Source organism: Microbacterium maritypicum MF109, from assembly GCF_000455825.1.
In the GTDB taxonomy this organism is placed as follows: Bacteria; Actinomycetota; Actinomycetes; order Actinomycetales; family Microbacteriaceae; genus Microbacterium; species Microbacterium maritypicum_A.
The window spans coordinates 37800-60545 of sequence record NZ_ATAO01000206.1; the positions used below are offsets into that span (position 1 = coordinate 37800).

A 22746-nucleotide genomic window follows, 5' to 3' on the forward strand; every position below is an offset into this window, starting at 1 on the left:
GCAGTGCGCAAGGAGTCTCATGTCGCGTGTCGTGAAGCTGGCCGTCATCCCCGGAGACGGCATCGGTCCCGAGGTCATCGCCGAAGCGGAGAAGGTGCTCGACGCCGTCACCGCCGACAGTGGTGTGGTCTTCGACAAGACCCGTTTCTCTCTCGGCGCCGGACGCTTCCTCGAGACCGGCGACACCCTCACGGACGATGACCTCGCCGCGATCTCCGCGAACGATGCGATCCTGCTCGGCGCGGTCGGCGGCACCCCGGGCGACCCGCGCCTCAAGGACGCCAACATCGAGCGGGGCCTGCTGCTGAAGCTGCGTTTCACCCTCGACCACTACGTGAACCTGCGGCCGTCGAAGCTGTTCGTCGGTGCCTCGGGCCCGTTGGCCGAGCCCGGCGACATCGACTTCGTCGTGGTGCGTGAAGGCACCGAGGGGCCGTACGTCGGCAACGGCGGGGCCATCCGCAAGGGCACCCCGCAGGAGGTCGCGAACGAGACCTCGGTGAACACCGCCTTCGGCGTCGAGCGCGTCGTGCGCTACGCGTTCGACCTCGCCGAGCGTCGTCATAAGAAGGTCACGCTGGTGCACAAGACCAACGTGCTCGTGCACGCCGGTGCCATCTGGCAGCGCGTCGTGAACGAGGTGGCGGCCGAGCACCCCGACGTCGAGGTCGACTACCTGCACGTCGACGCCGCCACGATCTTCCTGGTCACCGACCCCTCGCGCTTCGACGTGATCGTCACCGACAACCTGTTCGGCGACATCCTCACCGACCTCGCGGGCGCGGTCACGGGTGGCATCGGCCTCGCCGCCTCGGGGAACATCAACCCCGACGGCGCGTTCCCGTCGATGTTCGAGCCGGTCCACGGCTCAGCGCCCGACATCGCCGGACAGCAGAAAGCCGACCCGACGGCGGCGATCCTCTCGATCGCGCTGCTGCTCGACCACCTCGGACTCACCGAGGAATCCGCACGGGTCGGTGCCGCGGTCGAGGCGGACATCGCGGCACGGACGGTGGCTCGCACCACGGCGGAGATCGGCTCCGCGATCACTGCACGCCTCTGACTGCAGGCGTAGGCTGAACGGGCGCGAGGATGCGCCCACCCACGAGGAATGGATGATGAGATGACGACCATCGATGCCGAGGCGACCGTGGCTCCCCTGGAGTTCGCCGTCACGAAGAACCTGACCGCTGCGTCTCCCGCACGGCTCGCCGAGGTGCTGGAGAATCCGGGCTTCGGCGTGGTCTTCACCGATCACATGGTCGACATCTGCTGGTCCGCCAAGGGCGGCTGGCACCGTCCTCGCGTGCAGCCGTACGGTCCGATCCCGCTCGACCCCGCGGCATCGGTGCTGCACTACGCGCAGGAGATCTTCGAGGGTATCAAGGCCTACCGTCACGCGGACGGTTCGATCCACACGTTCCGCCCCGACCGCAATGCTGCGCGTCTGCAGGCCAGCGCTCGTCGTCTCGCTCTGCCGGAGCTGCCGACCGAGTACTTCATCCAGTCGCTGCGCGAGCTCATCGCCGTGGATGGCCGCTGGGTTCCGGACGGCGCTGACCAGAGCCTGTACCTGCGCCCGTTCATGTTCGCGAAGGAGGCGTTCCTCGGCGTGCGCGCCGCGCAGAAGGTCGCCTATTACGTGATCGCGAGCCCCGCAGGCGCCTACTTCTCCGGCGGGGTGAAGCCGGTGCGCATCTGGCTCTCCGAGGAGTACGCCCGCGCCGGCAAGGGCGGAACCGGCAAGGCCAAGACCGGAGGCAACTATGCCTCGAGCCTGCTCGCCCAGAGCGAGGCGAGCGCGAAGGGGTGCGACCAGGTCGTGTTCCTCAACGAGAAGCGCGATGTCGAGGAGCTCGGCGGCATGAACGTCGTCTTCGTCTTCAAGGACGGACGTGTGGTCACCCCCGAGTCGGACAGCATCCTCGAGGGCATCACGCGTGACTCGCTCCTGCAGCTGGCGGAAGACCGCGGCTACACGGTCGAGAAGCGCCCGATCTCGATCGATGAGTGGCGCGAAGGCGTGGCCTCCGGCGACATCGTCGAGGTGTTCGCGTGCGGCACCGCCGCGGTCGTCACCCCGATCGGCGCACTCGTCGGAGACGGGTTCGACGAACCGCAGCCGCTGGGCGAGCTCGCACTCTCGCTGCGTGAGGAGCTCACGGACATCCAGTACGGCCGCCGCGAGGACAAGCACGGCTGGCTTCTGCGCCTCGACGCCTGACCGCTCGGACGGTACCAGCGCCCATCACCGAGACCCACGCCTGCCGCCTGCGCACGTGTGGGTCTCGGTGTCTGCGGTGCGTCTCGGCGGGGTGGGACGCCCTCGCTAGGCTGGATCCCATGAAGATCGCCCGGTTCAGCCACGACGAAGCCATCATGTACGGGATCATCGACGAGCGTGAGCTCGTCGTGCTCGCCGGAGACCCGATGTTCACCGGGTACGAGACCACCGGCGCCCGTGTGCCGCTCGCGGATGCCGCGCTGCTCGCTCCGGTGATCCCGCGGTCGAAGGTGGTCTGCGTGGGCAAGAACTATCACGACCACGCGGCCGAGATGGGGGGAGAGGCTCCCGAGGAACCGCTGCTGTTCCTCAAACCGAACACCGCGGTGATCGGACCTGGTGACGCGATCGTGCGTCCGCCCCTCTCCGATCGCACCGAGTACGAGGGGGAGCTCGTCGTGGTCATCGGCAAGATCGCCAAGAACGTGAAGGCCGAGAACGCGCTCGACTACGTGCTGGGCTACACGATCGGCAACGACGTGACCGCGCGCGATCTGCAGCGCAAGGACGGACAATGGGCGCGCGCGAAGGGCTTCGACACGTTCTGCCCGCTCGGACCCGTGATCGAGACCGACTTCGATCCCGCGACCGCCACGATCGAGACGCGGGTGAACGGCGAGGTGCGCCAGCACGCTCCGCTCACCGACATGATCCACTCGGTGCCGGCGATCATCGAGTACGCCTCGGCCGTGTTCACGCTGCTCCCGGGTGATGTCATCATGACGGGCACGCCGGCGGGCGTCGGAACCTTCGGCGCAGGAGACGTCGTCGAGGTCGAGATCACGGGGCTGGGCATCCTGCGCAATACCACGCGGGACGCCGCACCCGCGTCATGACCGATGTGGCCCTGACGGCGGCGCAGCAGACGGCGGTCCAGCGACGCACCGTGCTGGTGCTGTCGCTCGGGCAGGTGCTCGGCGGTATCGCCTTCGGTGCCACGGTGTCGCTCGGAGCGCTCCTGGCCGCGGACATCTCGGGGAACGACGCGCTCTCCGGTCTGGCGACCGCCTCGGTCACGCTCGGAGCGGCGGCGTGCGCGATCCCGCTGGCCCGCCTCGCCGCTCGTGTCGGCCGGCGTCGTGCGCTCACGCTCGGCAACCTGTTCGCACTGGTCGGCATCGCGGTCGTCATCCTCGCCGCCTCCCTGCGCATCTTCCCGCTGCTGCTCGCCGGCATCCTCATGATCGGCGCGGGCAACGCGGGAAACCTGCAGTCTCGCTTTGCCGCGACGGATCTCGCCGCCCCGCAGCACCGTGGCCGGGATCTGTCGATCGTCGTCTGGTCGACGACGATCGGAGGGGTTGCCGGGCCCCTCCTGCTGGGACCGGGAGAGATCGTCGGGCAGGCGGTCGGGATGCCTCCGCAGACGGGTTCCTATCTGTTCTCGTTCGTTGCGCAGTGCGCGGCACTCCTGCTCTACATCGTCGCGCTGCGCCCTGATCCGCTTCTCGCGGCGCAGCGGCTCGCCACGGCGTCGGCGGCTGCCGCCGGAGCGGTGGCAGTGGACCGGCCACGGGTGGCGCGCTATGCGATCTTCGCGATCGCGGGTTCTCACGTGGTGATGGCGTCGGTCATGGCCATGACCCCGGTGCACCTGTCGCACATGGCGCACGGCGCCGGAGGCATGGCGGCGACCCCGGCGGATGTCTCGGCTCTGGTGGGGATCACGATCGCCCTGCACGTGGGCGGGATGTACGCCCTGTCGCCGGTCTTCGGTGTGCTCGCCGACAGGTGGGGCCGACTCAAGGTCGTGCTGCTCGGCCAGGTGCTGCTCGCCGGTGCTCTGGCGTTCGCCGTGTTCACGGGTACCGAGGCCTGGGGTGTCATGGTCGCGCTCATCCTGCTGGGGCTGGGGTGGAGCGCGGCGACGGTCGCCGGGGCGGCGCTGCTCACCGAGGCCTCCGCACCCGAGCTCCGCACGCGCAGACAGGGTCGCAGCGATTCGCTCATGAGCCTCTCGGCTGCGGCCGGCTCGGTGTTGGCCGGAGTAGTGCTGTCGAACTTCCAGTACTCCGGACTCGGGATCGCAGCCTTCATCCTGGTCGTCGCGATCGTGGCGCTGTCTCCGCTGGCTCGCGCGGGAGCACGGTGAAGGACTGGTCCGGGGTCGGCGAAGCGTACTCCGCCTCCTACTCGGCGCTGTGCGCCGGGACCTTCGTCGCGATGCGGGAGGCTCTGGGCGAGCCGCACGGCCGCAGCCTGGTCGACGTGGGCGCCGGAGACGGCACCCTGGCTGCGATGTGGACCGCCGAGGGATGGACGGTGACCGCGTGCGAGCCGGAGTCGACCATGCGCGCGGTCTCGCGTCGCCGGCATCCTCGGATCGACCCCATCGACGGCACCTTGCCGGCGCTTCCGTTCGCAGACGGCGCGTTCGACGTCGCCATCGCGAACTTCGTGTTGAGTCACGTCCCGTCACCGCGTTCGGCCGCCGCAGAGCTGCGACGGGTCAGCCGGGGTGCGGTCGTGGCGACGACCTGGACGCTCTCTCCCTCGTGGTTCTGGGCCGAGATCACCGAGCGTGCCGGTATCGCGCCCTTCGGGGGGCCGAGGCTCCCGGATGACGAGGACTTCGAGCGCACGGCCGACGGGTTCGGGCGGATGCTGCAGGAGGCCGGGCTGCAGCGCGTAGAGGTCACCGAGCTCGACTGGACCTGGAGCGCGGATCCGCGAGCCCTCTGGCGGTCTGTCGAAGGGGGAGTGGCCGGTGCCGGTGCGCTCTACGCCGGTCTCGACCAGGTCGACCGGCAGCGGTTTCGGACCGCTTTCGACCAGGTGGTCGACGAGCGGAGTGCGAACAGTTTCCTACCGCTGGCGCATCGTGCCGCGGTCGCCGTGAGCGCCGCTCGCTGAGCGCTTCGATCCTCCAGCGGTGCGGTCACCCGTCCCCGTAGAATCGAAGGGCTATGGCTACCCCTCACCCCCTCACCACGACTGTCAGTGGTGCCGACGTCCGCGTCCGCTTCTGCCCCTCACCGACCGGTCTGCCGCACGTCGGCATGGTCCGCACGGCTCTCTACAACTGGGCCTACGCCCGACACAACGGCGGGAAGATGGTGTTCCGCATCGAGGACACCGACGCCGCCCGTGACAGCGAGGAGAGCTTCCGCCAACTGGTCGACGCGCTCACCTGGCTCAAGATCGACTGGGACGAGGGCGTCGAGGTCGGCGGACCGCATGCGCCCTACCGGCAGTCGGAGCGTCACGACATCTATCGCGAGGTGATCGACAAGCTCATCGCGACGGGCGCCCTCTACGAGAGCTACTCGACGGCCGAGGAGATCGACGCGCGCAACGAGGCCGCAGGCCGCGCCAAGCAGCTCGGCTACGACAACTTCGACCGCGACCTCACCGACGAGCAGAAGGCGGCCTTCCGCGCCGAGGGTCGACAGCCCGCTCTGCGCCTGCGCGTGCCGGACGAGGACGTCACGTACGTCGACCTGATCCGTGGCGAGGTCACCTTCCCCGCCGGTTCATTCCCCGACTTCGTGGTCGTGCGTCCGAACGGCGTGCCCTTGTACACGTTCGTGAACCCGGTCGACGACGCACTGATGGGCATCACGCACGTCCTGCGCGGTGAGGATCTGATGCCGTCGACCGCGCGCCAGCTCTCGCTGTACGCGGCTCTCATCGATGCGGGCGTCACGACGTTCGTGCCGCGATTCGCCCACATGCCGCTGGTGCTGGGGGAGACGGGCAACAAGAAGCTCTCCAAGCGCGACCCGCAGGCCGACCTGTTCCTGCACCGCGACCGCGGCTTCATCCCCGAGGGCCTGCTGAACTATCTCGCGCTCCTCGGCTGGTCGATCGGACCCGACCGCGACGTGTTCTCGCTCGACGAGTTCACCGCGGCATTCGACATCGTTAACGTGAACCCGAACCCGGCGCGCTTCGACCAGAAGAAGGCCGAGTCGATCAACGGCGACCACATCCGGATGCTGGGGGAGAAGGACTTCGCCGAGCGGACGATCCCGTATCTCGCCGCCGCCGGGCTCTTCGACGAGCCCACACACGAGCAGCTGGTGACGGCGTTCCGTGTCGCCCCTCTCGTGCAGGAGCGCGTCCAGCTGTTGGGCGAGGTCCCCGGGATGGTGGGCTTCCTCTTCACCGACGAGGTCTCATACGCCGAGGACGCGCTCAAGGGACTGCCGGCGAATGCTGCCGAGGTGCTCGATGCCTGCGTCGTCGCTCTCGAGCCGCTGGAGGAGTTCACGCCCGAGAAGATCCAGGAGGCTCTGGCTGCAGAGCTGGTGGAGAGACTCGAGCTCAAGCCGCGTATCGCCTACGGCCCGCCGCGCGTGGCCATCACCGGCCGCCGGATCTCGCCGCCGCTGTTCGAGTCGATGGAGCTGCTGGGCAAGGACGAGTCGCTGCGTCGTCTGCGTTCCCTGTCGGCGTTCCTCGCGAGCTGAGTCGCGACGCGCCCGGGCGGCGGCACACGGCGCCGGTTTTGGTGTTCCGCCGCCGCTCGGGTAGGCTTGATTCTCGGTGCGAGGCTCCGGTTTCGCCCTTGGGGTATGGTGTAATTGGCAACACGACGGTTTCTGGTTCCGTTATTCTTGGTTCGAGTCCAGGTACCCCAGCAAGATGAAAACCCCCGCTCAGGCGGGGGTTTCTTCGTTAGGTGATGCGTCGGAGTCGTCCGCCGCGAGAATGACGCGTTCGGCGGCGGCCCCCGGCCATCCGTGTCAGCACGGAAAGCAGGGGGCCTTCGCCATCGGTCGTCAGGCCGCGCGGCGGAGCAGGCGGGCCAGCCACGCGCCAGCCCCCAGCAGGGTGGCAGCCAATCCCGCCCACACCCAGACGATCGCCCCGTCTGCTCCGGTCGTCGCGAGCGGAGCAGCGGAGCCGTCGGTTCCAGGTTTCGCCACGGTGCCGTCTCCGCGTCCCGTGCCGCCGTTCCCGTTGCCGCCCTCGCCGGGGGTGCCGCCCTCGCCGGGCGTGCCGCCCTCGCCGGGGGTGCCGGTGTCGGCCGTGGCGAAGTCGATCGAGGCGAGCACGCGGCTCTCGACGCCTGTCAGCACCAGTTCCGCACCTTCGATGGCGAAGCTGTCGACGCCGCTGACCGTGACCGTTGAACCCGCGATCCCGAAACCGGCAGCCGGCGTGAGCGTCAGGCGCACCTGGCCGCCGCGATCCGCAACGCCCTCTGCGGGCGAAACGGTGCCGCCGCGCACCTCGGTGCGATAGCTGAAGCGCACGGCCTGGGCCTCCACGGCGTCGACGGCGGCCTTCAGCGACTCGAAGCTCGTCCGCAGCTGTGCCTTCGTCGGTGCGACGGCGGCGACTGTCGCGACCGTACCATCGGTCGAGCCATCCCGCGCTCCCGGAGATCCCGCGAGCAGAGCCGCACTGTGGGCTGTCGCCGCGGCGAGAGCATCGCCGAGCGTCTCATCGAAGACACGTCCGTTCGCCGCCTCGACCTCGTTGACGTTCATCAGCTCGGTCGCGTATTCGACGGCCTGGGTGAGTGCGGCAGTCTCTGTGGTCGAATCATCGGCGGCGAAGAGGGCGGCGACCTCGGTCGTGGACAGAGCCGTGTCCCACATCCGCAGGTCGTCCATGTCGAGACCGATGCCGTAGCTCTTGCTCCCGTCGACGCCCACGAGCATGTTCAGGCCGCTGGTCATGCTCCCGATCCCCGCGATGCTCGTCTCCTTGGCCAGCATGCCGTCCATGTAGGTGCTCGCGGTGTTGCGCGTGCGGTCGACGGTCACGGTCATGTGGTGCCAGGAGCCGCGGTACTCGCCGACGTCGCCGGTCGCGTAGACGCCGTCGGTGCCGTCGCCGAGCGTGAACTCGAGCTTGCCGGTGTTCGTGCCCTCCGGGGCGAGGTTGATGCCCGAGCGGTACCAGTTCGCCCAGTTCTTGTTGCTGATGATCGCACCGTAGCCGTTGACGCCGGTGACCTTCGTCCAGAAGCTGATCGTGAGGTCCTTGTCGGCGCCGAGGTCGAACTCGGGTCGGGATCCGAGATCGACGTAGCTGCCCGCGCCTCCGCCGATGCGCACGGCTGTTCCGGAGGCCCCAGGGCGATCGGTCGCGACGTAGGAGACCGAGCCGACCGGCTTCGCCGTGGGCCCGGATGCCGCATGCGTTCCGGTGTCACCGAGGTCGCCCTCGAAGGCGAGATGCAGGAACTCGCCGTCCGGTGCAGGTGCCGGGGTCTCGGGGAAATCGGGGAAGACGAGCTCGCCGGCCGTGCGCACGAGGCCGGTGAGCGGCTCCGACGCGTTCTGGAAGTCGTCGTACGCGGTGACCGTGACGGTGTAGTTCTTCGCCGGTTTCAGACCGCGGACGTCGAAGCCCATCGTGTTCGGGGTCATGTAGAACCGCGAGTACGCCTTGAAAGATCCGGTGACGGACTTCGCCGCGTTCTTGCCGAAGTCCGGCACCTGGTTCGCCGTGTACGCGACCGGGTTGCCGGCCTGGTCACGGATCTCGACCTCGTAGTAGTTCACGAGCTCGTCGTCCTTGGCCTGGTCGAAGCGCAGCGTGAGGGACTCCTCGGCGACGTCCGTCGCGGTGATTGCCGCGGCATCCCACCAGGGTGCGATCTTGCTGCGCTGATCGGCCGTGTAGCTGAACCCGCTCTTGCCTTTGGTCGTGTCGACCACCCAGGGCATGCCGACCCAGCGCTGATGGGTGACGTCGAATCGACGGATGACAGTGGAGCCGTCGGTGAGCACGGAGATGAAGTTCGCGTACTTCTGCGACACCCCGGCAGCAGGGTCTCCCTGATTGCCCCCGAAGTAGCCGCCGCCGAGGAAGTCGCTCGGCACGTCCTGGTAGATGTAGTTCATCGAGGCGTTCTCGTAGACCGTGAAGTCTTTCTGGAAGATGCTCGTCTCCGGGTTCGAGGAGAAGTGCGTGTGCGCCGAGCCGAGCATCACCTGCGGATAGGACGCGAGGATCCGCTGCAGGTCGGGACCTGCCATGTCGTAGTCGGCGTGGAAGGGCCCCCCGAGCGACGTGCCCGCGTAGCCGCTGTGGATCGAGACGAAGATCGGCTTGGCGGGGTCGTAGTCGGGCTTCGCAGCGATGTCCTGCAGCGTGCTGGTGAGGAAGGCCTGGTAACCGGTGCGCTGCCCGCCGTACCCGAATGTGCTGGTGCCGTTGTAGTCGAGACCGATGAAGTCGATGCCCTCGATGGTCGTGTGGAAGTTGCTCACGTATGCGCTGTCGGCGTTCGGGTAGTGCCACGCGGGCGCGTCGGCCGGTGCATTCTTCCGCGCGGAGTCGAAGGTCGTGCCCATCAGATCGGCGATGTCGTGGTTGCCCTGGGTGAGCAGGACCTGCGACTCGGGGAAACTCTCGCGCATGACCCGTTCGACCGCGCGATACCAGCCGGCGACCTTCTCGCTGTCGCCGGCGAGGTGGGCGGAGTACTCCGGGTCGTTCGCACCGACGACATCGCCGTTGTCGACCACGACGCGCGGGTCGAAGCCCTTGGCGTCCGCCCAGGAGCGGAGGGCCTGGAAGTGCGGCTTCGCGCCCTCGTAGGCCACCTGCTCGGATGTCTTGTCCGCCGTGGCGGCGCCCCCGAGCTCGGTATCGGACATCGTGATGAACTCGAGTGTGGCGTCGGCGCCGTTGTAGGCGTCGTTCGCGGCGTCGATGCGCTGTTGCGTCATCGGTTCCACGGCGGACGACGAGGTCGGGACGGCCGTCGGCGCGACCGCCGCCGCCGGGAGAACGGGGACCAGGAGCGTGAGGGCCGTCGTGGCCGCGATCATCCCTCCACCGAGTGCGCGGCGTAGGGCCGCCTCCGGACGGGGGCGTGTCGTCTTCGGTCGATCAGGGGTCAGCATGGGGTTCCTCGCAGGTGTCGTCGGGGTTCGGAAGGCGGTCGAGAAGTGTGGGGAAATCAGGGAAGCGCGGGCACGGAGGACATCAGTGAAGCGGCCCAGGGTGCCGTCACGGCGCGGAAGTCGGGGATGCAGGCCGTCGTGCCGCTCGCCTCCCTCCGGTCGGCCCGGACCTGCACGACGCGGCATCCGGCAGCGACGGCAGCACGCACGCCGACCTCGGAGTCCTCGAACACCAGACACGCGGCCGGATCGACGTCGAGCAGGCGGGTCGCCCGCAGATAGGGTTCTGGGCTCGGCTTCGTGCGTCGCACATCGTCCGCGGTCACGACGACGTCGAATACGCCGAGGCTCACGTTCTCGGCGACCGCATCGACCCATGCCCTGGTCGAGCTGGTCACGAGACCGATTCGGATTCCCTCGCGCCGAAGGTGCGCGAGTGCTTCCTCGGCACCGGCGACCCATTCCAGACGCCCCGCGAAGGAATCGATCGTGACGAGCTCCAGCTCCGCCGCGAGCGCGCTCGCACTCGCACGCGTACTCCCGAGCCCGATCAGAGCGTGGGCGGCATCGATGCCGGACAGCCCTTCGAACCCGGCGAGCTGCGCCGACGACACCGTTGTGCCGAGGTGGGTGAGGTGGGCGCTGATCACGTCGAGCCAGGCCCGTTCACTGTCGACGAGTGTGCCGTCGAGGTCGAAGAGCACGGCGGCGGGTCGAGCCGCGGCGGGCCGCGCGGGGGTGGAACGAGGGGAGGCGGAGCGATCAGAGGCGGAGCGATCAGAAGCGGAGCGATCGGAAGCGGGCGTCGACGAGGTCACGGGACGATTACCCCGCTCCGTGGTGTGCACGGGGCGGCGTGCAGATGAACGACGTCTGAACGATAGCCGCCGGCGGGCGTGCAGCGGGGGACAACTGTGAACTGCTGTCCTGATCGCGCGATCGACGGTATCGCGGCTCACCTAGTCTGAGACGGTGTTACCGGCGACCCCGCGCTCCCATCGCGAGATCATGAGCGATCTGATGACCAGGATCATCGATGGGGAGTTCTCTCCGGGCTCCCGTCTTCCGTCGGAGACGAAATTGAGTCTGCATTACGGCTCAACCCGTGGCACGATCCGACGGGCTCTCGCGGGTCTCGAGGACCGAGGCCTGGTATCCCCGGTTCAAGGCGCGGGCTGGACCGTTCGTTCGGGCCGACAGAGTCAGTCGTTCGAAGAACTGCGTTCGTTCGCGCAGTGGGCGCGGTCCAAGGGTCTGGCGCCGGGCGGGCAGGTGCGTCGCAAGGAGTTCGGGGAGGCGACCGCGGCGGAGGCGCGTCGCCTGTGGGTGAGCCCGCGGACGCGTGTGCTGCGCGTGACCAGGACGCGTAGCATCGACGGCCGCGACGTGATGCTGGAGCGCACCAGCTACCCGGACTGGATCGCCGATCGGCTGGCCTCGATCGCCGATGACGAGGCCTCCGTCGTCGAGGCGCTCTCGCGTGACTTCGGGATCGTGACCGCGTTCGCCGAGCACGCCATCGATGCCGTCCCCGTGTCCAGCGCCGACGCCGAGCTGCTCGGCGTGCGTCGGGCGAGCGCGCTGCTGCGGGTGCGCCGCGTGAGCTACACCGCGGCAGGCGAGCCGATCGAGTACGGCGAGGACCGCTACCTGCCCGACACCGTCACGTTCCTCGTCACGGCATCGCGGGAGAGCACACCCCTCACGCGCACCGAGTTCTCGCGGTAGCGGATCAGCTCGCGTCGTCACCCCGCGTCGCGTCCGGCGATGTCGAGGGCGCCGAGTAATGTGAATACGTGACAGGAACACGAGCAGAAGCGGCATTCTCGCGCGCTGTCACCGCATTCAGCACGCCGACTCTCGACCTCCTTCACGGACGTTTCGCGCCCTTCGTCGTCGCGTCCCTCTCGCTGCTGTTCACGGCAGACCGGGCGTCCATCCCGATCGCCGACGCCCAGGCCGAGCTCGCCGAGATCCTCGATGAGCTGAGGGGAGCGGGCGACGACGATGACGACCGCCGGGTTCCCGCAGGGACCGGCCGCGACGTCGCGCGGAACTGGGTGCGACTGGGCTGGCTGGTGCAGCAGATCGACGAGGACATCGAGGTGTACCGACTCTCCGCGCACGCCGTCGAGGCGCTGGAGATCGCCGGACGCACGGGCGGGGGGCGCACACGTGTATCCAACTCCCGTGTGCGAACGCTCCTCGACGCCGTGGAGCACCTCTCCGACAGCGCCGAGGCCGATCCCGAGCGTCGCCTGGCTCGTCTTCGGAAGGAGCGGGCGGCACTCGACGCCGAGATCGATCGGATCGAGGAATCGGGCAGGGCGGATCCGCTCGACGATGAAGAGCTGTTCGAAGAAGCGGAGAACGTGCTGCACCTGGCACGGGAGCTCCCCGCCGACTTCACCCGCGTCGCCGAGTCGCTCAAGCTCATGCAGCGCGACGTCGTCGCCCATCTGCGGCGTGACGAACGCCCGACCGGCGAGGTGCTCCGCGAGTATCTGCGACGCGCGCAGGACGTGATGAACTCGACCCCGGAGGGGCGCGCGTTCTCCGGCGCCCTGCGGCTGATCGGCGATCCGGATCGCATCGACGCGCTCACCGAACAGCTGCACGGTCTGCTCCGGCAGCCGTTCGCCCGCATGCTCGACAGCACGCAGCGTGCCGAACTCGACGCCATCGGACGTCGGGTCGAGCTCGGCGTCGAAGAGGTCCTCGCCGCACAGCGTCGAGCGTCGCACGTCATCACCGGCCAGGTGAAGACCCACGATCCGCTGCGGGACCGTCAGATCGACGATCTGCTGCGCGACGTCATCGCCGCTCTCCACATCTGGGACGGTGCGGGGGCGAGCGACTCGCCGGTGCGCAGTCTCCCGCTCGCAGATCTGGGGCACCTCAGGCAGACGGTGAGCAGCATCCGCCCGCCGGCCGTCCCCGCACCTCTCGCGGACGCCGACGACGTCGAGTTCGCCGACGTCGACTCCCGCGCGTGGGGTGGTCCGCGGTATGCGGAGCTCGAGGAGTACGTGTCGGGTCTCGGCCCCGAGTTCGACCTCGCGGCGGCGTTCACCCAGGGAGCCGACGATACCCGTCGTCCTGTCGACCTCGTCGGACTGCTCGAGATCGCGCACCGCAACGGCATGACCGAGGGCGAGGAGGTCTCGGTGGTCGAAGCGCGGCGTCCGGACGGATCGACGCGACGTTTCGCTTTCGGCGCCGTCACGGCGCGCAACCCGAAGGAAGAATCACATGCCTGAAGAGAGCCTCGTGACGGAGACGCCGGTCGAGGATCCGTTCATCGCCCCGGTCCCGATGGAAGACGACATCGAGGAGCACTTCGCGGGTGACCGCGGCACGCTGGACCCCGAGATCCGGCGCCTGCTCGCGCACATCCTCCAGCGCCGTTTCATCGCCGCGGAGCGCAACCGCCGGGAATGGGCCCTGCTGCTCGACCATCAGCACGTGATCGAGTCGCGCCTGAACGACCTCTACCTCCGCCTGGTCGTCGACCACGGCCGCGGGTTCGCATACAAGCAGCAGCTGCGCTCCGACGAGATCGACATGCCGGTGTTGCTGAAGGACGCGCCGTACACACGCGCCGAGACCCTGGTTCTCGTGCATCTGCGCACGGTCTATCAGCGCGAGTCCGCCGCAGGCGAGGCATCCGTGCGCATCGACATCGAGGATCTCGAGCAGACCGTGCTGAGCTACTTCAGTGACGTCGACGGCGGCACAGCCCGGCAGCAGAAGGCGATCCGGAACGCGATGGATCGCCTGGATCGAGAGGGCATCGTGCAGGAGGAGACCAGCGGGCGCTATCGCATCAGCGCGCTCGTCGAGGTCGTCCTGAGCGCCGAGACCCTGAAAGAACTCCGCGACTGGCTGCGGTCGCAGGAAGCGGTGGAACGATGACCATGGTCGACACGCTCTTCGGCCTCATCCCGGCGGGTTCGCGCGGGCAGCAGTGGGTGGCGGAGGAGCTGCAGCTGATCAACTGGGGCGGGTACGACGGCGGACCCCATCGGGTGCGCTTCTCGCCGCACGCGACCCTGCTCTGCGGAGGCTCGGGCTCCGGCAAGTCGACGTTGATGGATGCGTACATCGCCTTGATGATGCCGCACACGACGCCGTTCAACGGAGCGTCGAACGGCGGCGTTACGGGTCGCCCGCGCGGCGAGGAGCAGCGGAACATCCTCTCCTACGGGCGAGGGAAGATCGACGAATCCCGCACCGAGGAGGGCACGAAGCTGCGTGTGCTCCGCGGAGACGGGGAGGACACGTGGAGTGCGATCGCGACGACGTGGATCGACCACGACGGGTCGCGGTTCACAGCCGTGCGTGCGTGGTACATCCCCGCGGATGCACGCGTCCTCGAGGACACGACGCGGGTCAGGGCCACCGTGAACGGGGCGTTCGATCTGGGACTGCTGGAGCGCGCGGCGACGCAGCGGCTCTCGGATGCGTCGGTGCGGGCGACGGGGCTGGAGACCCTCGCGACGGACCGTGAGTTCGCGGCGCGCCTGCAGGCGGTGCTCGGGATCGGTGCGGCCGGCTCCGGTGCCAAGGCCATCAGTCTTCTGGCGAGGATCCAGGCCGGGCAGCAGATCACGACGGTCGACGATCTGTACAAGAAGCTCGTCCTCGAAGAGCCCGAGACCATGGCCACCGCAGATGCCGTCGTGGCGCATTTCGACGAGCTCGAGAGCACGCGCATGAGGATGCTCACGGCGAAGCAGCAGGTGAACGCGCTCGAGCCGATCCGGGGCATCAAAGACCGCATCGTCTCGGCGTCCGAGCGTGTGCGCGTGATCGACGAGGTCGGCGTGTTCACGGATCCGACCTCTCTGGCCGCCCTCTGGAACGCGCAGCGACGCCTCGATCTCCTGCGCGACGTGGAGGTCGAGCTGGGGGATCGTTCCCGCGCGCTGAGTCTTGCCGTGCGCGAGAAACGTGCTCTCGTCGATGCCGCGGATGTCGAGCGCGAAGGGCTTCTCGACGTGCTGCGCCAGTCCGGCGGCGACCGTCTCGAGACAGCTCAGCGCGAACTCCGCGTCGCCGAGCGCCGAGTGGACGACGTCCGGCGGGAGCGGGCGAAGTTCGACATCATCGTCCGGGAGCTGGGAGCGGAGGTGGAGACCGCCGCGCAGTTCGACGCCTTCGCCGCCGACGTTCGGGGGTCGGCTCCGAAGTCCGAGATCCGTGCTGCCCGTGCCGCTTTCGCCGATGCCGAGAGCACACGCCGGACGACGGAGGCCGAGATCCGCCGCCTGCGCGAGGAGCGTGAGAAGACGAGTCGCGTACGCGGGAGCATCCCCGCGCATCTCGACGAGTCGCGCAGCCTGCTCGCAGAAGCGGTCGGGCTCGACCCGGCCGATCTTCCGTTCGTCGGCGAGCTCATCGAGCTGCGGACCGAGTTCGAGCCGTGGCGGGAGGCATTCAACCTCGCGCTCGGAGGCTTCGCCAGGACGCTTCTGATCGACGTCGAGCACCTCGCTTCGTTCCGCACGGCCATCAACTCCGTGCGCACCCCGGAACGTCTGAACTACGAAGGCGTCCATACCGGCATCCCCGAGGTGCGGAACGCCGACCCGAAGACGCTTCCCGGGCGGCTCGAGTACCTCCCGACGCCCTTCACCGGTTGGCTTCAGCAGCGACTTCAGGATCGCTTCGGATACGTCTGTGTCGACTCGTCGTCGCAGTTGGGCGCACACCAGAAGACCCTCACGATCAGCGGCCAGGTGTCCCAGGGGAGTCGAGGTGCCCACGGAGGGCAGGGGCGCAGCAACGTCCTGGGCTTCACCAACGACCGTCGCCTGCGCGAGATCGACGAACAGCTGCGGCGGCTGACGGCGCAGCACGAGGAGTGCGCGTCCGCTGCGCACGAGGCCGAGGCCGCCCTCGACCGCATCGAGGCGCGGTCGACATCCTTCGCGAAGATCGAGGACCTCACGTGGGAGCAGATCGATGTGGTCACGGTGGAGGCCGAGCGGGAGCGCTGGCTCGCGGTCGAGGCGGAGGTCACCACGGCCAGCCCCGAGATCGCGCAACTCAAGCGCCAGGCCGAAGAACTGCGGGCGCGGGCGGCGCGGCTCCGCGATGAAGAGGCGCGTCTCGGCAACGAGCTCGCTCAGACCCAGGAGCAGTGGGGTCGGGTCACCGACGACGTCGACAGCTGTCAGTCGGTCATCGACTCTGCCGCGGCATCCGGACTCGTGCTCGCGGACGGGCACGCCTCGTTCCTCGACAGCCGATTCCTGCACGCCGAGACCGGAGGATCCGCGACGGCGGCGCAGCGCCTGACCCATTTGGACACCGCCCTCAGGACGGCAGCTCAGCGCCTTCTCGATGACCGCCGCGAGGCGGCCGAGGCGCACGAGCAGCAGCGCGAGAGCATGCGCCGACTCATGACGGGGTTCCTCGAGCGCTGGGACACCCTCACGATCCTTCCGGATCCCGACGCTTCGGTCGGGGAGTTCGAGAGCATCCTGGAGGCTCTCCAGACCAACGGGCTCCACGAGCTGGAGACCGAGTGGCGCGACAGCCTGCTCAAACTGTCGGGAAACGACCTGACGAGTCTCGACTCGACGCTCAGCCGGTCGCTCCGTGAGATCAAGGACCGGATCGATCCGATCAACCGGATCATGGAGGAGCTGCCGTTCTTCGACGACGATCATCGTCTGCAGATCACCCCCCGGGAGAACCAGACGGAGGCTCGCAAGCGCTTCCGCCGTGAGCTCCGTGAGGTGCGGGGACTCATCGATGCGGCGGCGACGGATGCGGAGCGGGAGACCGTGTACCGCAAGATGAGTCGCCTCATCGCGCGCATGCGCCGCACCGCCCCCGACTTCGCGGAGCTCATCGATGTGCGAAACCATGTGCGGGTGAGCGCGGAGCGCGTCACAGCCGCCACGCGAGAGCACGTCGCGCTCTACGATCACATCGGTGAGAAGTCCGGAGGCGAGTCGCAGGAACTCGTCGCGTTCATCGTCGGGGCCGCCCTCCGGTACCAGCTCGGAGACGCGGGCGCCGCTCGACCTCGCTATGCGCCGGTGTTCATGGACGAGGCGCTGATCAAGGCCGACGCCCACTTCACCAAGCGTGCGATCGGTGCGTGGCGCGGGCTCGGCTTCCAGCTCGTCATCGGTGCGCCGAACGACAAGTACAGCGCGATCGAGCCGCATGTGGACGTCGAGTACGACATCCTCAAGGACACGCGCGGTCGGTCCTGGGCCAAGGCGAAGGTGGGTCTGCCGGAAGCGGGGGTCTGACCGTCGGTCGTCGACGCGCGAGCACCCGTATCGTCAGTCGCACTCCCCGAGGAACCCGAGGTAGCAGACGGCCTCGTGAGTGACTGCTGCTTCGTAGTCGTTGTTCGAGACCTGTCGCGTCGCGACCTCCGGTGTGCGGGTGAGGTGGCCGAAGTCTCCGAGCGAGGCGACGACCGCTCCTTCGGAGTCCTCCGCGCGCATGCGATCGATCTCGGCGCGATGCTGTTCGCAGAGCATCGCCGCGGCGGGAACGAGCTCGACGCCGGCGCAGGCTCCCGCATACTGGGCCTCCATCGCGTCGATGCAGTCGGTCCAGTCCTGATCGACGGCGCACGGGCTCACGCCGTCGTCCGCCACCAGGTACAGACCGGTCTCGTACTCCTCGCTGTGGAAGGTCTCGGGCTTCTCGGGCGCATCGACCTTCGTCCAGTGCCGGGCGGTGGTGAACGCCACCACCACGACGATGATCGCGAGCAGCAGCAGGGCACCGACGATGGACAGCGCGACCCAGAGACCGACCCGGCTCTTCTTCTCCGGTCCGCCGGGGACCGGGGCACCGGGAGAAGGGATCGCTGTGGTCGGCGTACCGGCGTACGCCGGCGGAGCGGATGCGAACGCCGCTGTCTGGGCGAAGTCGTGTCCGCCGAGCGGCACCGTCTCGGCGGCCGGGGTCGTCTCGGGTGCGGGGAACGCGGGAGCGGCAGGCTCCGTCTGCGGGTTCATGGATTGCCAGTACGCGTACCAGCTCTGGGCGGCGTGCGGGTCGGCCGCGACCTGCTGGGCTTCGGTGTCCGAGAGCCGGATGCCCAGCCCCTGCCGGGAACCGGCGTCCACCAGTGCGGAACGGAACTCCTCGAGTGACAGCGCCATGTTCGTGATGATGGCAGAAAGCCGCCTCGTCCGACAATCCGCTCGCGAACGCGATGTCTCCGGCATCCGCAAGAATATCGAGGTGATCGGTATGAGGAGCTTCTGGAACGCCCTACCCACGGAGGGGCGGTGGTTGCTGTCGACGGTCGCGATCCAGACGCTCGGTCGCGGTATGACCCTGCCGTTCACGATCATCTATTTCCATGAGGTGCGCGGCTTCGACCTCGGCATCTCCGGAGCGCTGATGAGTCTCATCGCGATCACCGGGCTGATCGTCACAGGCCCCGGAGGGACTCTCATCGATCGCTTCGGCGCACGGCGGGTGCTGATCGTCGGGCTGCTGTCGATGATCGCGGGATGCGCGCTGCTGGCCTACGCCACCCATCCGGTTGTCGCCGCCGTCGCGGTCATGCTGATCGGGGTGAACTTCGGCGTCTCCTGGCCCGGCTTCAACGCCCTCATCGCCACGGTGGTCGAGGGAGAGGTACGTCAGCAGTACTTCGGTGTGAACTTCGCGCTCGTCAACCTGGGGATCGGCGTCGGAGGCGTGATCGGCGGCTTCTTCGTGGACGTGACCGATCCCGCCACCTTCACGACGATCTTCCTCGTCGACGCCGCGAGCAGCCTCATCCCGCTCGCGCTCCTCCTCGGACCGCTCCGCCGTGTGCGCACGCAGCACGACGCCGAGGCCGACGCCCCTCCGGTGGGCGGGTATCGAGAGATCCTGCGGCGGCCGGCCGTGCTCTGGCTGACTCTTCTGACCTTCCTTTCGGTCTTCATCGGATACGGCCAGATGGAGGCGGGCTTCCCGGCGTTCGCCCGCCAGGTGTCACAGGTGTCGACGCAGGTCGTCGGCATCGCGTTCGCCGTGAACACCGCGGTGATCGTGCTTCTGCAGTTCGCCGTGCTCCGGGTCATCTCCGGCAAGAGGCGCACGCGGGTGATGCAGGTGATGGCCCTCATCTGGGCCGTGTCGTGGGTGGTGCTCGGGGCGACGGGCTTCCTGCCGGACACAGTCGCCGCCGCCATCGGCGTCATCGCCTACATGGGAGTCTTCGCGTTCGGAGAGACGATGCTGCAGCCCACCGTTCCCGCGATCTACAACGATCTCGCGTCCGACCGCACGCGCGGCCGGTACAACGCGATCAATTCCGCGGCGTTCCAGGGCGGTGCGATCACGGGCCCGCTCGTGGCGGGTGTGATGCTCGGTGCGGGACTGGACATCGGGTTCATCGGCGTCATGATCGCGGGAAGCCTGGCGGTCGGTGTGCTGGCGCTCGTGCTGGAGCGGGCGGTACCACCGGCTGCGAACGGCGCACCCGACATCCATCGAACGGTCGACGTCGACGACGCGCGGACGCAATAGGCTCCCCTCATGGCTCTGGAGTCTCTCTTCCTCCGTTTGGACCGGATCGCCGGTGGACGAAAGGCCGGCGTCGCGATCAGCGAGGCGGACCGCACGCATCCCAAGACCGTCCGGGCATTCACCTGGATTCTCTGGCTCCTGGTGGTCGAACTCGTCATCGGCGTCGGTGCGGTCATCGTCGCATTGGTGCTGGCGGTCGATGGCGAGTCGGTGTCGTTCGCGGTCTGGATGCGCACCCTCGTCGTGCTCGCGATGACCGCGACGTTGTTCTACTTCGCGTGGCGAGCGCAGCGCGGGTGGCGGTGGGCGTACCAGCGCCTGCGCCTGTTCGCCCAGATCTTCCCCGTGATCACGCTGGTCATGGCGGCGATCCCCGGCCTCTATCCGCTCTGGATGGTGTCGGAGCAGATCGTCTTCAGCCTGATCATGATCGGTATCGCCGACTTCCTGACGAGCGATCACATGCGCAGCACGTTCGCGGCACCGGACGTCGAGCCGACCGCGGAATAGCACGGTAGTCGCCGCGACGCCACTCCCTTCCGCGTATCCCACGGCGCCGCCATCCTCGATCGAAGGCATTCGAGGGAGGCAGCAGCATGGCGAGACTGATCCGTGTGGTTCCGGGGGAGGACCCGGGCTTCCGACGTGTGCGATCCGGATCCGGATTCCGCTACGTCGACCCGGCCGGTGAGACGGCGCCCGAGGCCGATCGGGAGCGGATCCACGACCTCGTGATCCCACCCGCGTGGCATGACGTGTGGATCGCGGCCGACCCGCTCGCGCACATCCAGGCGGTCGGCGTCGATGGCGCGGGACGCAAGCAGTACCTCTATCACCCCCTATGGCGAGTCACCCGGGATCGCCGGAAGTTCGTGCGGGCGCTGGATCTCGCGGCCGCGCTTCCTCGAGCGAGGGCCCAGGTCACCCGTGCGCTCGCGCAGGAGGGGCAGACGAAGGAGCGCGCCCTCGCCGTCGCCTTCCGGCTTCTCGACGATGCGGCCCTCCGCATCGGGTCGGAACGGTATCTCGTCCGCCACGGGAGCCGCGGTCTCACCACACTGCGGAGGCGGGATGTGCGGGTGGAGGGGAGTGAACTGGCGCTCTCGTTCCCTGCCAAGAGCGGCCGTACGGCGTCGATCGAGATCACCGACGAGACGCTCGCCGAGGCGTTGACCGACTTCGCCGCGGGGAAGTCTGCGGCCTTCCTGCTTGCGTACCGCCGAGGGCGTCGGCGGGTACGCATCACACCCGCCGAGGTCAATGCGTACCTCCGAGATGTCACGGGTGCCGCTTTCACGGCGAAGGACTTCCGCACTCTTCACGGCACGATCATCGCGGCCGACGCCCTCGCTCGGATCGGTGAGCTCGACAGCCGCAACCACCGGAGCCAGGCGGAGCGCCTCGCTGTGCAGGCGGCGGCGACGGCGCTGGGCAACACGACCGCCGTCGCACGCGGAAGCTACATCGATCCACGGGTGTTCAGTCAGTACGCGCGCGGACGGACACTCGATCTCTCGGTGACCCCTGAGACGGCCATCCGGCGTCTTCTCGGCGGACCGCAGATCTCGCGTAAGGTCACCCGACGAAGTGCAGCCAGACGACGGCGATGAGCATCGGCACCAGGGGCGTGGCCACTGCCAGGAGAACGGGCCACCATCGCACGCGCGTGTCGACCCCGCGCGCCCGATCGGCGAGAGTGTCGCCGTCGCGGCGGTAGGACGCCGGGTCCAGCGGTTCGGCGGCCTCGTCGCGATAGAGCATGGTGCGGCGTCCGAAGCGGTCGTACAAGGCAGCGATCACGGCGAGGAAGTCGCGCAGCTCTTCATCGTCGGTCAGGTCGACGGCGGGGAAGTACACGTGGAGCGTGCTGTCAATGATCTCCAGATCGAGGTCGGCGCTCTGGTCGAGGAGCACGACCATCAGGTCGGGTGTGAGCAGGTAGAGCGCATCCGTCTCGTAGCCCGCCGGCACCGAAACCTCGAAGACGTCGCTGAAGTCGCCCTCGAGTCGAATCCGGGACGCGCCCGTCGGACGTCGGGGGAGCACGCTGAGTGCGCCGCCGCCGCGCCGTGATCGGAGCGTGATACGCGGCGCTTCGGAAGGAAGGGGGATCCGCACCGCCCGCACCGTGTGCATCGTCGCCCCCTCGCGGTCGCCGACGACGAACGTGCGCTCGATGCTGTCGAAGGGGAGGGCCGCGTGTCGCGCGTCCAGATGATCCCGTGCGGTTCGGGCGCCGCGATCGATCTGCTCATCGATGGAGCCACCCCACACGCGGTCGCCGATATCCGTGCGGAACTCCCAGCCGAGTGTCTCTGCGACGGCGGCGAGAGCGGCCCGATGTCGATGATGCCGGCGAACGGCGATCGTCGACGAGGCGACGATCGCCGCGCAGAGAAGCATCGCGGCGACCTGCGCGAGCACGAGCGTCGCGCCGGTCAGGCCGAAGCCCACGGGCAGCAGGTAGAACGCGATCACGGCGGCGATGCCGACCGTGGCCAGCGACGACCCGATGAGGGCGAGGCCGCCCGGCACGCGCTCGTCGGCGTGCGGGGCGGACTCGCCTTCCAGGAGCGTCGGCACCGTCAGGGCTTGTACACGATGGCGATGTTCAGCTGATCGCCCTCACGTGCCCACGCGAGCCAACGCGGCTCGACCGTGCCGGTGAGTCGCTGGATGGGGATCACGTAGATCCCCTGGTCCAGCCGGCTCAGAGCGCGGAACTCGGGCTTCTTCGAGATCCAGATGGTGCCGCCCCCGTCCCAGGGCTCGAGGCAGGTGTACACATAGCCGTGTGCGCGCAGGTTGACCTGGTCGGCGAGGGCATCCGCTTGTTGCCGGAGTTCGGAGACGACCTCCGCGGGCACGATTCCGTCGAGGGCGAAGGCCGCGACGTCGTACACGTTCCCCTCACCGTAGTCCCGTGTGGTGAGCAGCGTCAGCTCCGTGACGCCCTTGTCGGAGGTGCGGGTCCACAGTGCGTGCGAGCTCTTGGCCCGCTTGTTCATCAGGAACCCGCCGAAGTTCATCTTCTGAAAGGAGAAGTCGTCGAGTTTCGCTGCGATCGCTGCACGTGTCGTCATGGGGTTTGTCTCCTCGTCCGGGAGGTCGCGGTCGGCCTCTCCGTCGAGCGAGCATAGGGGT

The 22746-nt window shown here is 68.4% G+C and carries 18 protein-coding genes and 1 tRNA gene; 14 read left to right on the forward strand and 5 right to left on the reverse strand.

From position 1 onward, the window contains the following. Positions 1–19 precede the first annotated feature (19 nt). The 7 genes from L687_RS34480 (at position 20) to L687_RS34510 (ending at position 6867) form a co-directional block, all read left to right on the forward strand. Positions 20–1063: a 3-isopropylmalate dehydrogenase gene (locus L687_RS34480; protein ID WP_021200394.1), complete on the forward strand. Its 1044-nt coding sequence runs from the start codon at positions 20–22 to the stop codon at positions 1061–1063. Between the two features lie 60 nt (positions 1064–1123). Next, positions 1124–2224 (forward strand): branched-chain amino acid aminotransferase, encoded by a 1101-nt coding sequence (locus L687_RS34485; protein WP_029265497.1) that lies wholly within the window; start codon positions 1124–1126, stop codon positions 2222–2224. A gap of 119 nt (positions 2225–2343) precedes the next feature. After that, positions 2344–3120, forward strand: a complete 777-nt coding sequence (locus tag L687_RS34490; RefSeq protein WP_021200396.1) for a fumarylacetoacetate hydrolase family protein — start codon at positions 2344–2346, stop codon at positions 3118–3120. Further along, positions 3117–4376, forward strand: coding sequence for an MFS transporter (locus tag L687_RS34495; RefSeq protein WP_021200397.1), 1260 nt, complete (start codon positions 3117–3119; stop codon positions 4374–4376). Before L687_RS34490 ends, L687_RS34495 begins: the two co-directional genes overlap by 4 nt. After that, the gene (locus L687_RS34500) at positions 4373–5137 is read left to right on the forward strand and encodes a class I SAM-dependent methyltransferase (RefSeq protein WP_021200398.1); all 765 of its coding nucleotides are present in this window, start codon (positions 4373–4375) and stop codon (positions 5135–5137) included. Before L687_RS34495 ends, L687_RS34500 begins: the two co-directional genes overlap by 4 nt. A gap of 53 nt (positions 5138–5190) precedes the next feature. Continuing rightward, positions 5191–6696 (forward strand): glutamate--tRNA ligase, encoded by a 1506-nt coding sequence (gene gltX / locus L687_RS34505; protein WP_021200399.1) that lies wholly within the window; start codon positions 5191–5193, stop codon positions 6694–6696. 99 nt (positions 6697–6795) lie between these two features. Next, positions 6796–6867: transfer RNA gene (locus L687_RS34510), tRNA-Gln, on the forward strand. Between the two features lie 141 nt (positions 6868–7008). On the opposite strand, the gene L687_RS34515 is transcribed toward L687_RS34510, so the two are convergent. After that, entirely contained in the window at positions 7009–10095 is a 3087-nt protein-coding gene (locus L687_RS34515) for a LamG domain-containing protein (RefSeq protein WP_031207597.1), read from the reverse strand. 56 nt (positions 10096–10151) lie between these two features. Further along, positions 10152–10799, reverse strand: a complete 648-nt coding sequence (locus L687_RS0121735; RefSeq protein ID WP_021200401.1) for an HAD family hydrolase — start codon at positions 10797–10799, stop codon at positions 10152–10154. Between the two features lie 268 nt (positions 10800–11067). Here L687_RS0121735 and L687_RS34520 point away from each other — a divergent pair, with 268 nt between their 5' ends. The 4 genes from L687_RS34520 (at position 11068) to L687_RS34535 (ending at position 17366) form a co-directional block, all read left to right on the forward strand. Then, positions 11068–11823, forward strand: a complete 756-nt coding sequence (locus L687_RS34520) for a GntR family transcriptional regulator (protein ID WP_235045236.1) — start codon at positions 11068–11070, stop codon at positions 11821–11823. Positions 11824–11891: 68 nt separating this feature from the next. Next, the gene (locus L687_RS34525) at positions 11892–13355 is read left to right on the forward strand and encodes a DUF3375 domain-containing protein (protein WP_021200403.1); all 1464 of its coding nucleotides are present in this window, start codon (positions 11892–11894) and stop codon (positions 13353–13355) included. Beyond that, complete coding sequence (locus L687_RS34530) at positions 13348–14010, forward strand: DUF4194 domain-containing protein (protein ID WP_021200404.1); 663 nt, start codon at positions 13348–13350, stop codon at positions 14008–14010. The genes L687_RS34525 and L687_RS34530 overlap by 8 nt, the downstream gene beginning before the upstream one ends. After that, on the forward strand, positions 14007–17366 hold the full coding sequence (locus L687_RS34535; RefSeq protein WP_021200405.1) for an ATP-binding protein: 3360 nt from the start codon (positions 14007–14009) through the stop codon (positions 17364–17366). Before L687_RS34530 ends, L687_RS34535 begins: the two co-directional genes overlap by 4 nt. Before the next feature lie 33 nt (positions 17367–17399). Here the strand turns inward: L687_RS34535 and L687_RS34540 are convergent, their stop codons facing one another. Continuing rightward, on the reverse strand, positions 17400–18236 hold the full coding sequence (locus L687_RS34540; protein ID WP_021200406.1) for a hypothetical protein: 837 nt from the start codon (positions 18234–18236) through the stop codon (positions 17400–17402). A gap of 10 nt (positions 18237–18246) precedes the next feature. On the opposite strand from L687_RS34540, the gene L687_RS34545 reads away from it, so the two are divergent. The 3 genes from L687_RS34545 (at position 18247) to L687_RS34555 (ending at position 21212) form a co-directional block, all read left to right on the forward strand. Continuing rightward, on the forward strand, positions 18247–19602 hold the full coding sequence (locus L687_RS34545; RefSeq protein ID WP_235045237.1) for an MFS transporter: 1356 nt from the start codon (positions 18247–18249) through the stop codon (positions 19600–19602). 9 nt (positions 19603–19611) lie between these two features. Beyond that, the gene (locus L687_RS34550) at positions 19612–20112 is read left to right on the forward strand and encodes a hypothetical protein (RefSeq protein WP_021200408.1); all 501 of its coding nucleotides are present in this window, start codon (positions 19612–19614) and stop codon (positions 20110–20112) included. 86 nt (positions 20113–20198) lie between these two features. Beyond that, positions 20199–21212 carry a DNA topoisomerase IB gene (locus L687_RS34555; protein WP_021200409.1) on the forward strand — a complete coding sequence of 338 codons (1014 nt, stop codon included), beginning with the start codon at positions 20199–20201 and terminating at the stop codon, positions 21210–21212. Here L687_RS34555 and L687_RS34560 read toward each other — a convergent pair. Together L687_RS34560 and L687_RS34565 are read right to left on the reverse strand one after the other, a co-directional pair. Further along, positions 21178–22185 (reverse strand): hypothetical protein, encoded by a 1008-nt coding sequence (locus L687_RS34560; protein ID WP_021200410.1) that lies wholly within the window; start codon positions 22183–22185, stop codon positions 21178–21180. The two genes, L687_RS34555 and L687_RS34560, sit on opposite strands and share 35 nt — an antisense overlap. A 2-nt stretch (positions 22186–22187) precedes the next feature. Next, positions 22188–22685, reverse strand: a complete 498-nt coding sequence (locus L687_RS34565; RefSeq protein WP_021200411.1) for a hypothetical protein — start codon at positions 22683–22685, stop codon at positions 22188–22190. Positions 22686–22746: the final 61 nt, after the last annotated feature.

Bases quoted from the DNA above. Each gene is read 5' to 3' on its own strand.
- L687_RS34565 (WP_021200411.1), bottom strand. From the start codon at position 22,685: ATGACGACACGTGCAGCGATCGCAGCGAAACTCGACGACTTCTCCTTT.
- L687_RS34550 (WP_021200408.1), top strand. From the start codon at position 19,612: ATGGCTCTGGAGTCTCTCTTCCTCCGTTTGGACCGGATCGCCGGTGGA.
- L687_RS34540 (WP_021200406.1), bottom strand. From the start codon at position 18,236: ATGGCGCTGTCACTCGAGGAGTTCCGTTCCGCACTGGTGGACGCCGGT.
- L687_RS34555 (WP_021200409.1), top strand. From the start codon at position 20,199: ATGGCGAGACTGATCCGTGTGGTTCCGGGGGAGGACCCGGGCTTCCGA.
- L687_RS34515 (WP_031207597.1), bottom strand. From the start codon at position 10,095: ATGCTGACCCCTGATCGACCGAAGACGACACGCCCCCGTCCGGAGGCG.
- L687_RS34490 (WP_021200396.1), top strand. From the start codon at position 2,344: ATGAAGATCGCCCGGTTCAGCCACGACGAAGCCATCATGTACGGGATC.
- L687_RS34535 (WP_021200405.1), top strand. From the start codon at position 14,007: ATGACCATGGTCGACACGCTCTTCGGCCTCATCCCGGCGGGTTCGCGC.
- L687_RS34495 (WP_021200397.1), top strand. From the start codon at position 3,117: ATGACCGATGTGGCCCTGACGGCGGCGCAGCAGACGGCGGTCCAGCGA.
- L687_RS34485 (WP_029265497.1), top strand. From the start codon at position 1,124: ATGACGACCATCGATGCCGAGGCGACCGTGGCTCCCCTGGAGTTCGCC.
- L687_RS34545 (WP_235045237.1), top strand. From the start codon at position 18,247: ATGGCAGAAAGCCGCCTCGTCCGACAATCCGCTCGCGAACGCGATGTC.
- L687_RS34530 (WP_021200404.1), top strand. From the start codon at position 13,348: ATGCCTGAAGAGAGCCTCGTGACGGAGACGCCGGTCGAGGATCCGTTC.
- L687_RS34480 (WP_021200394.1), top strand. From the start codon at position 20: ATGTCGCGTGTCGTGAAGCTGGCCGTCATCCCCGGAGACGGCATCGGT.
- gltX (WP_021200399.1), top strand. From the start codon at position 5,191: ATGGCTACCCCTCACCCCCTCACCACGACTGTCAGTGGTGCCGACGTC.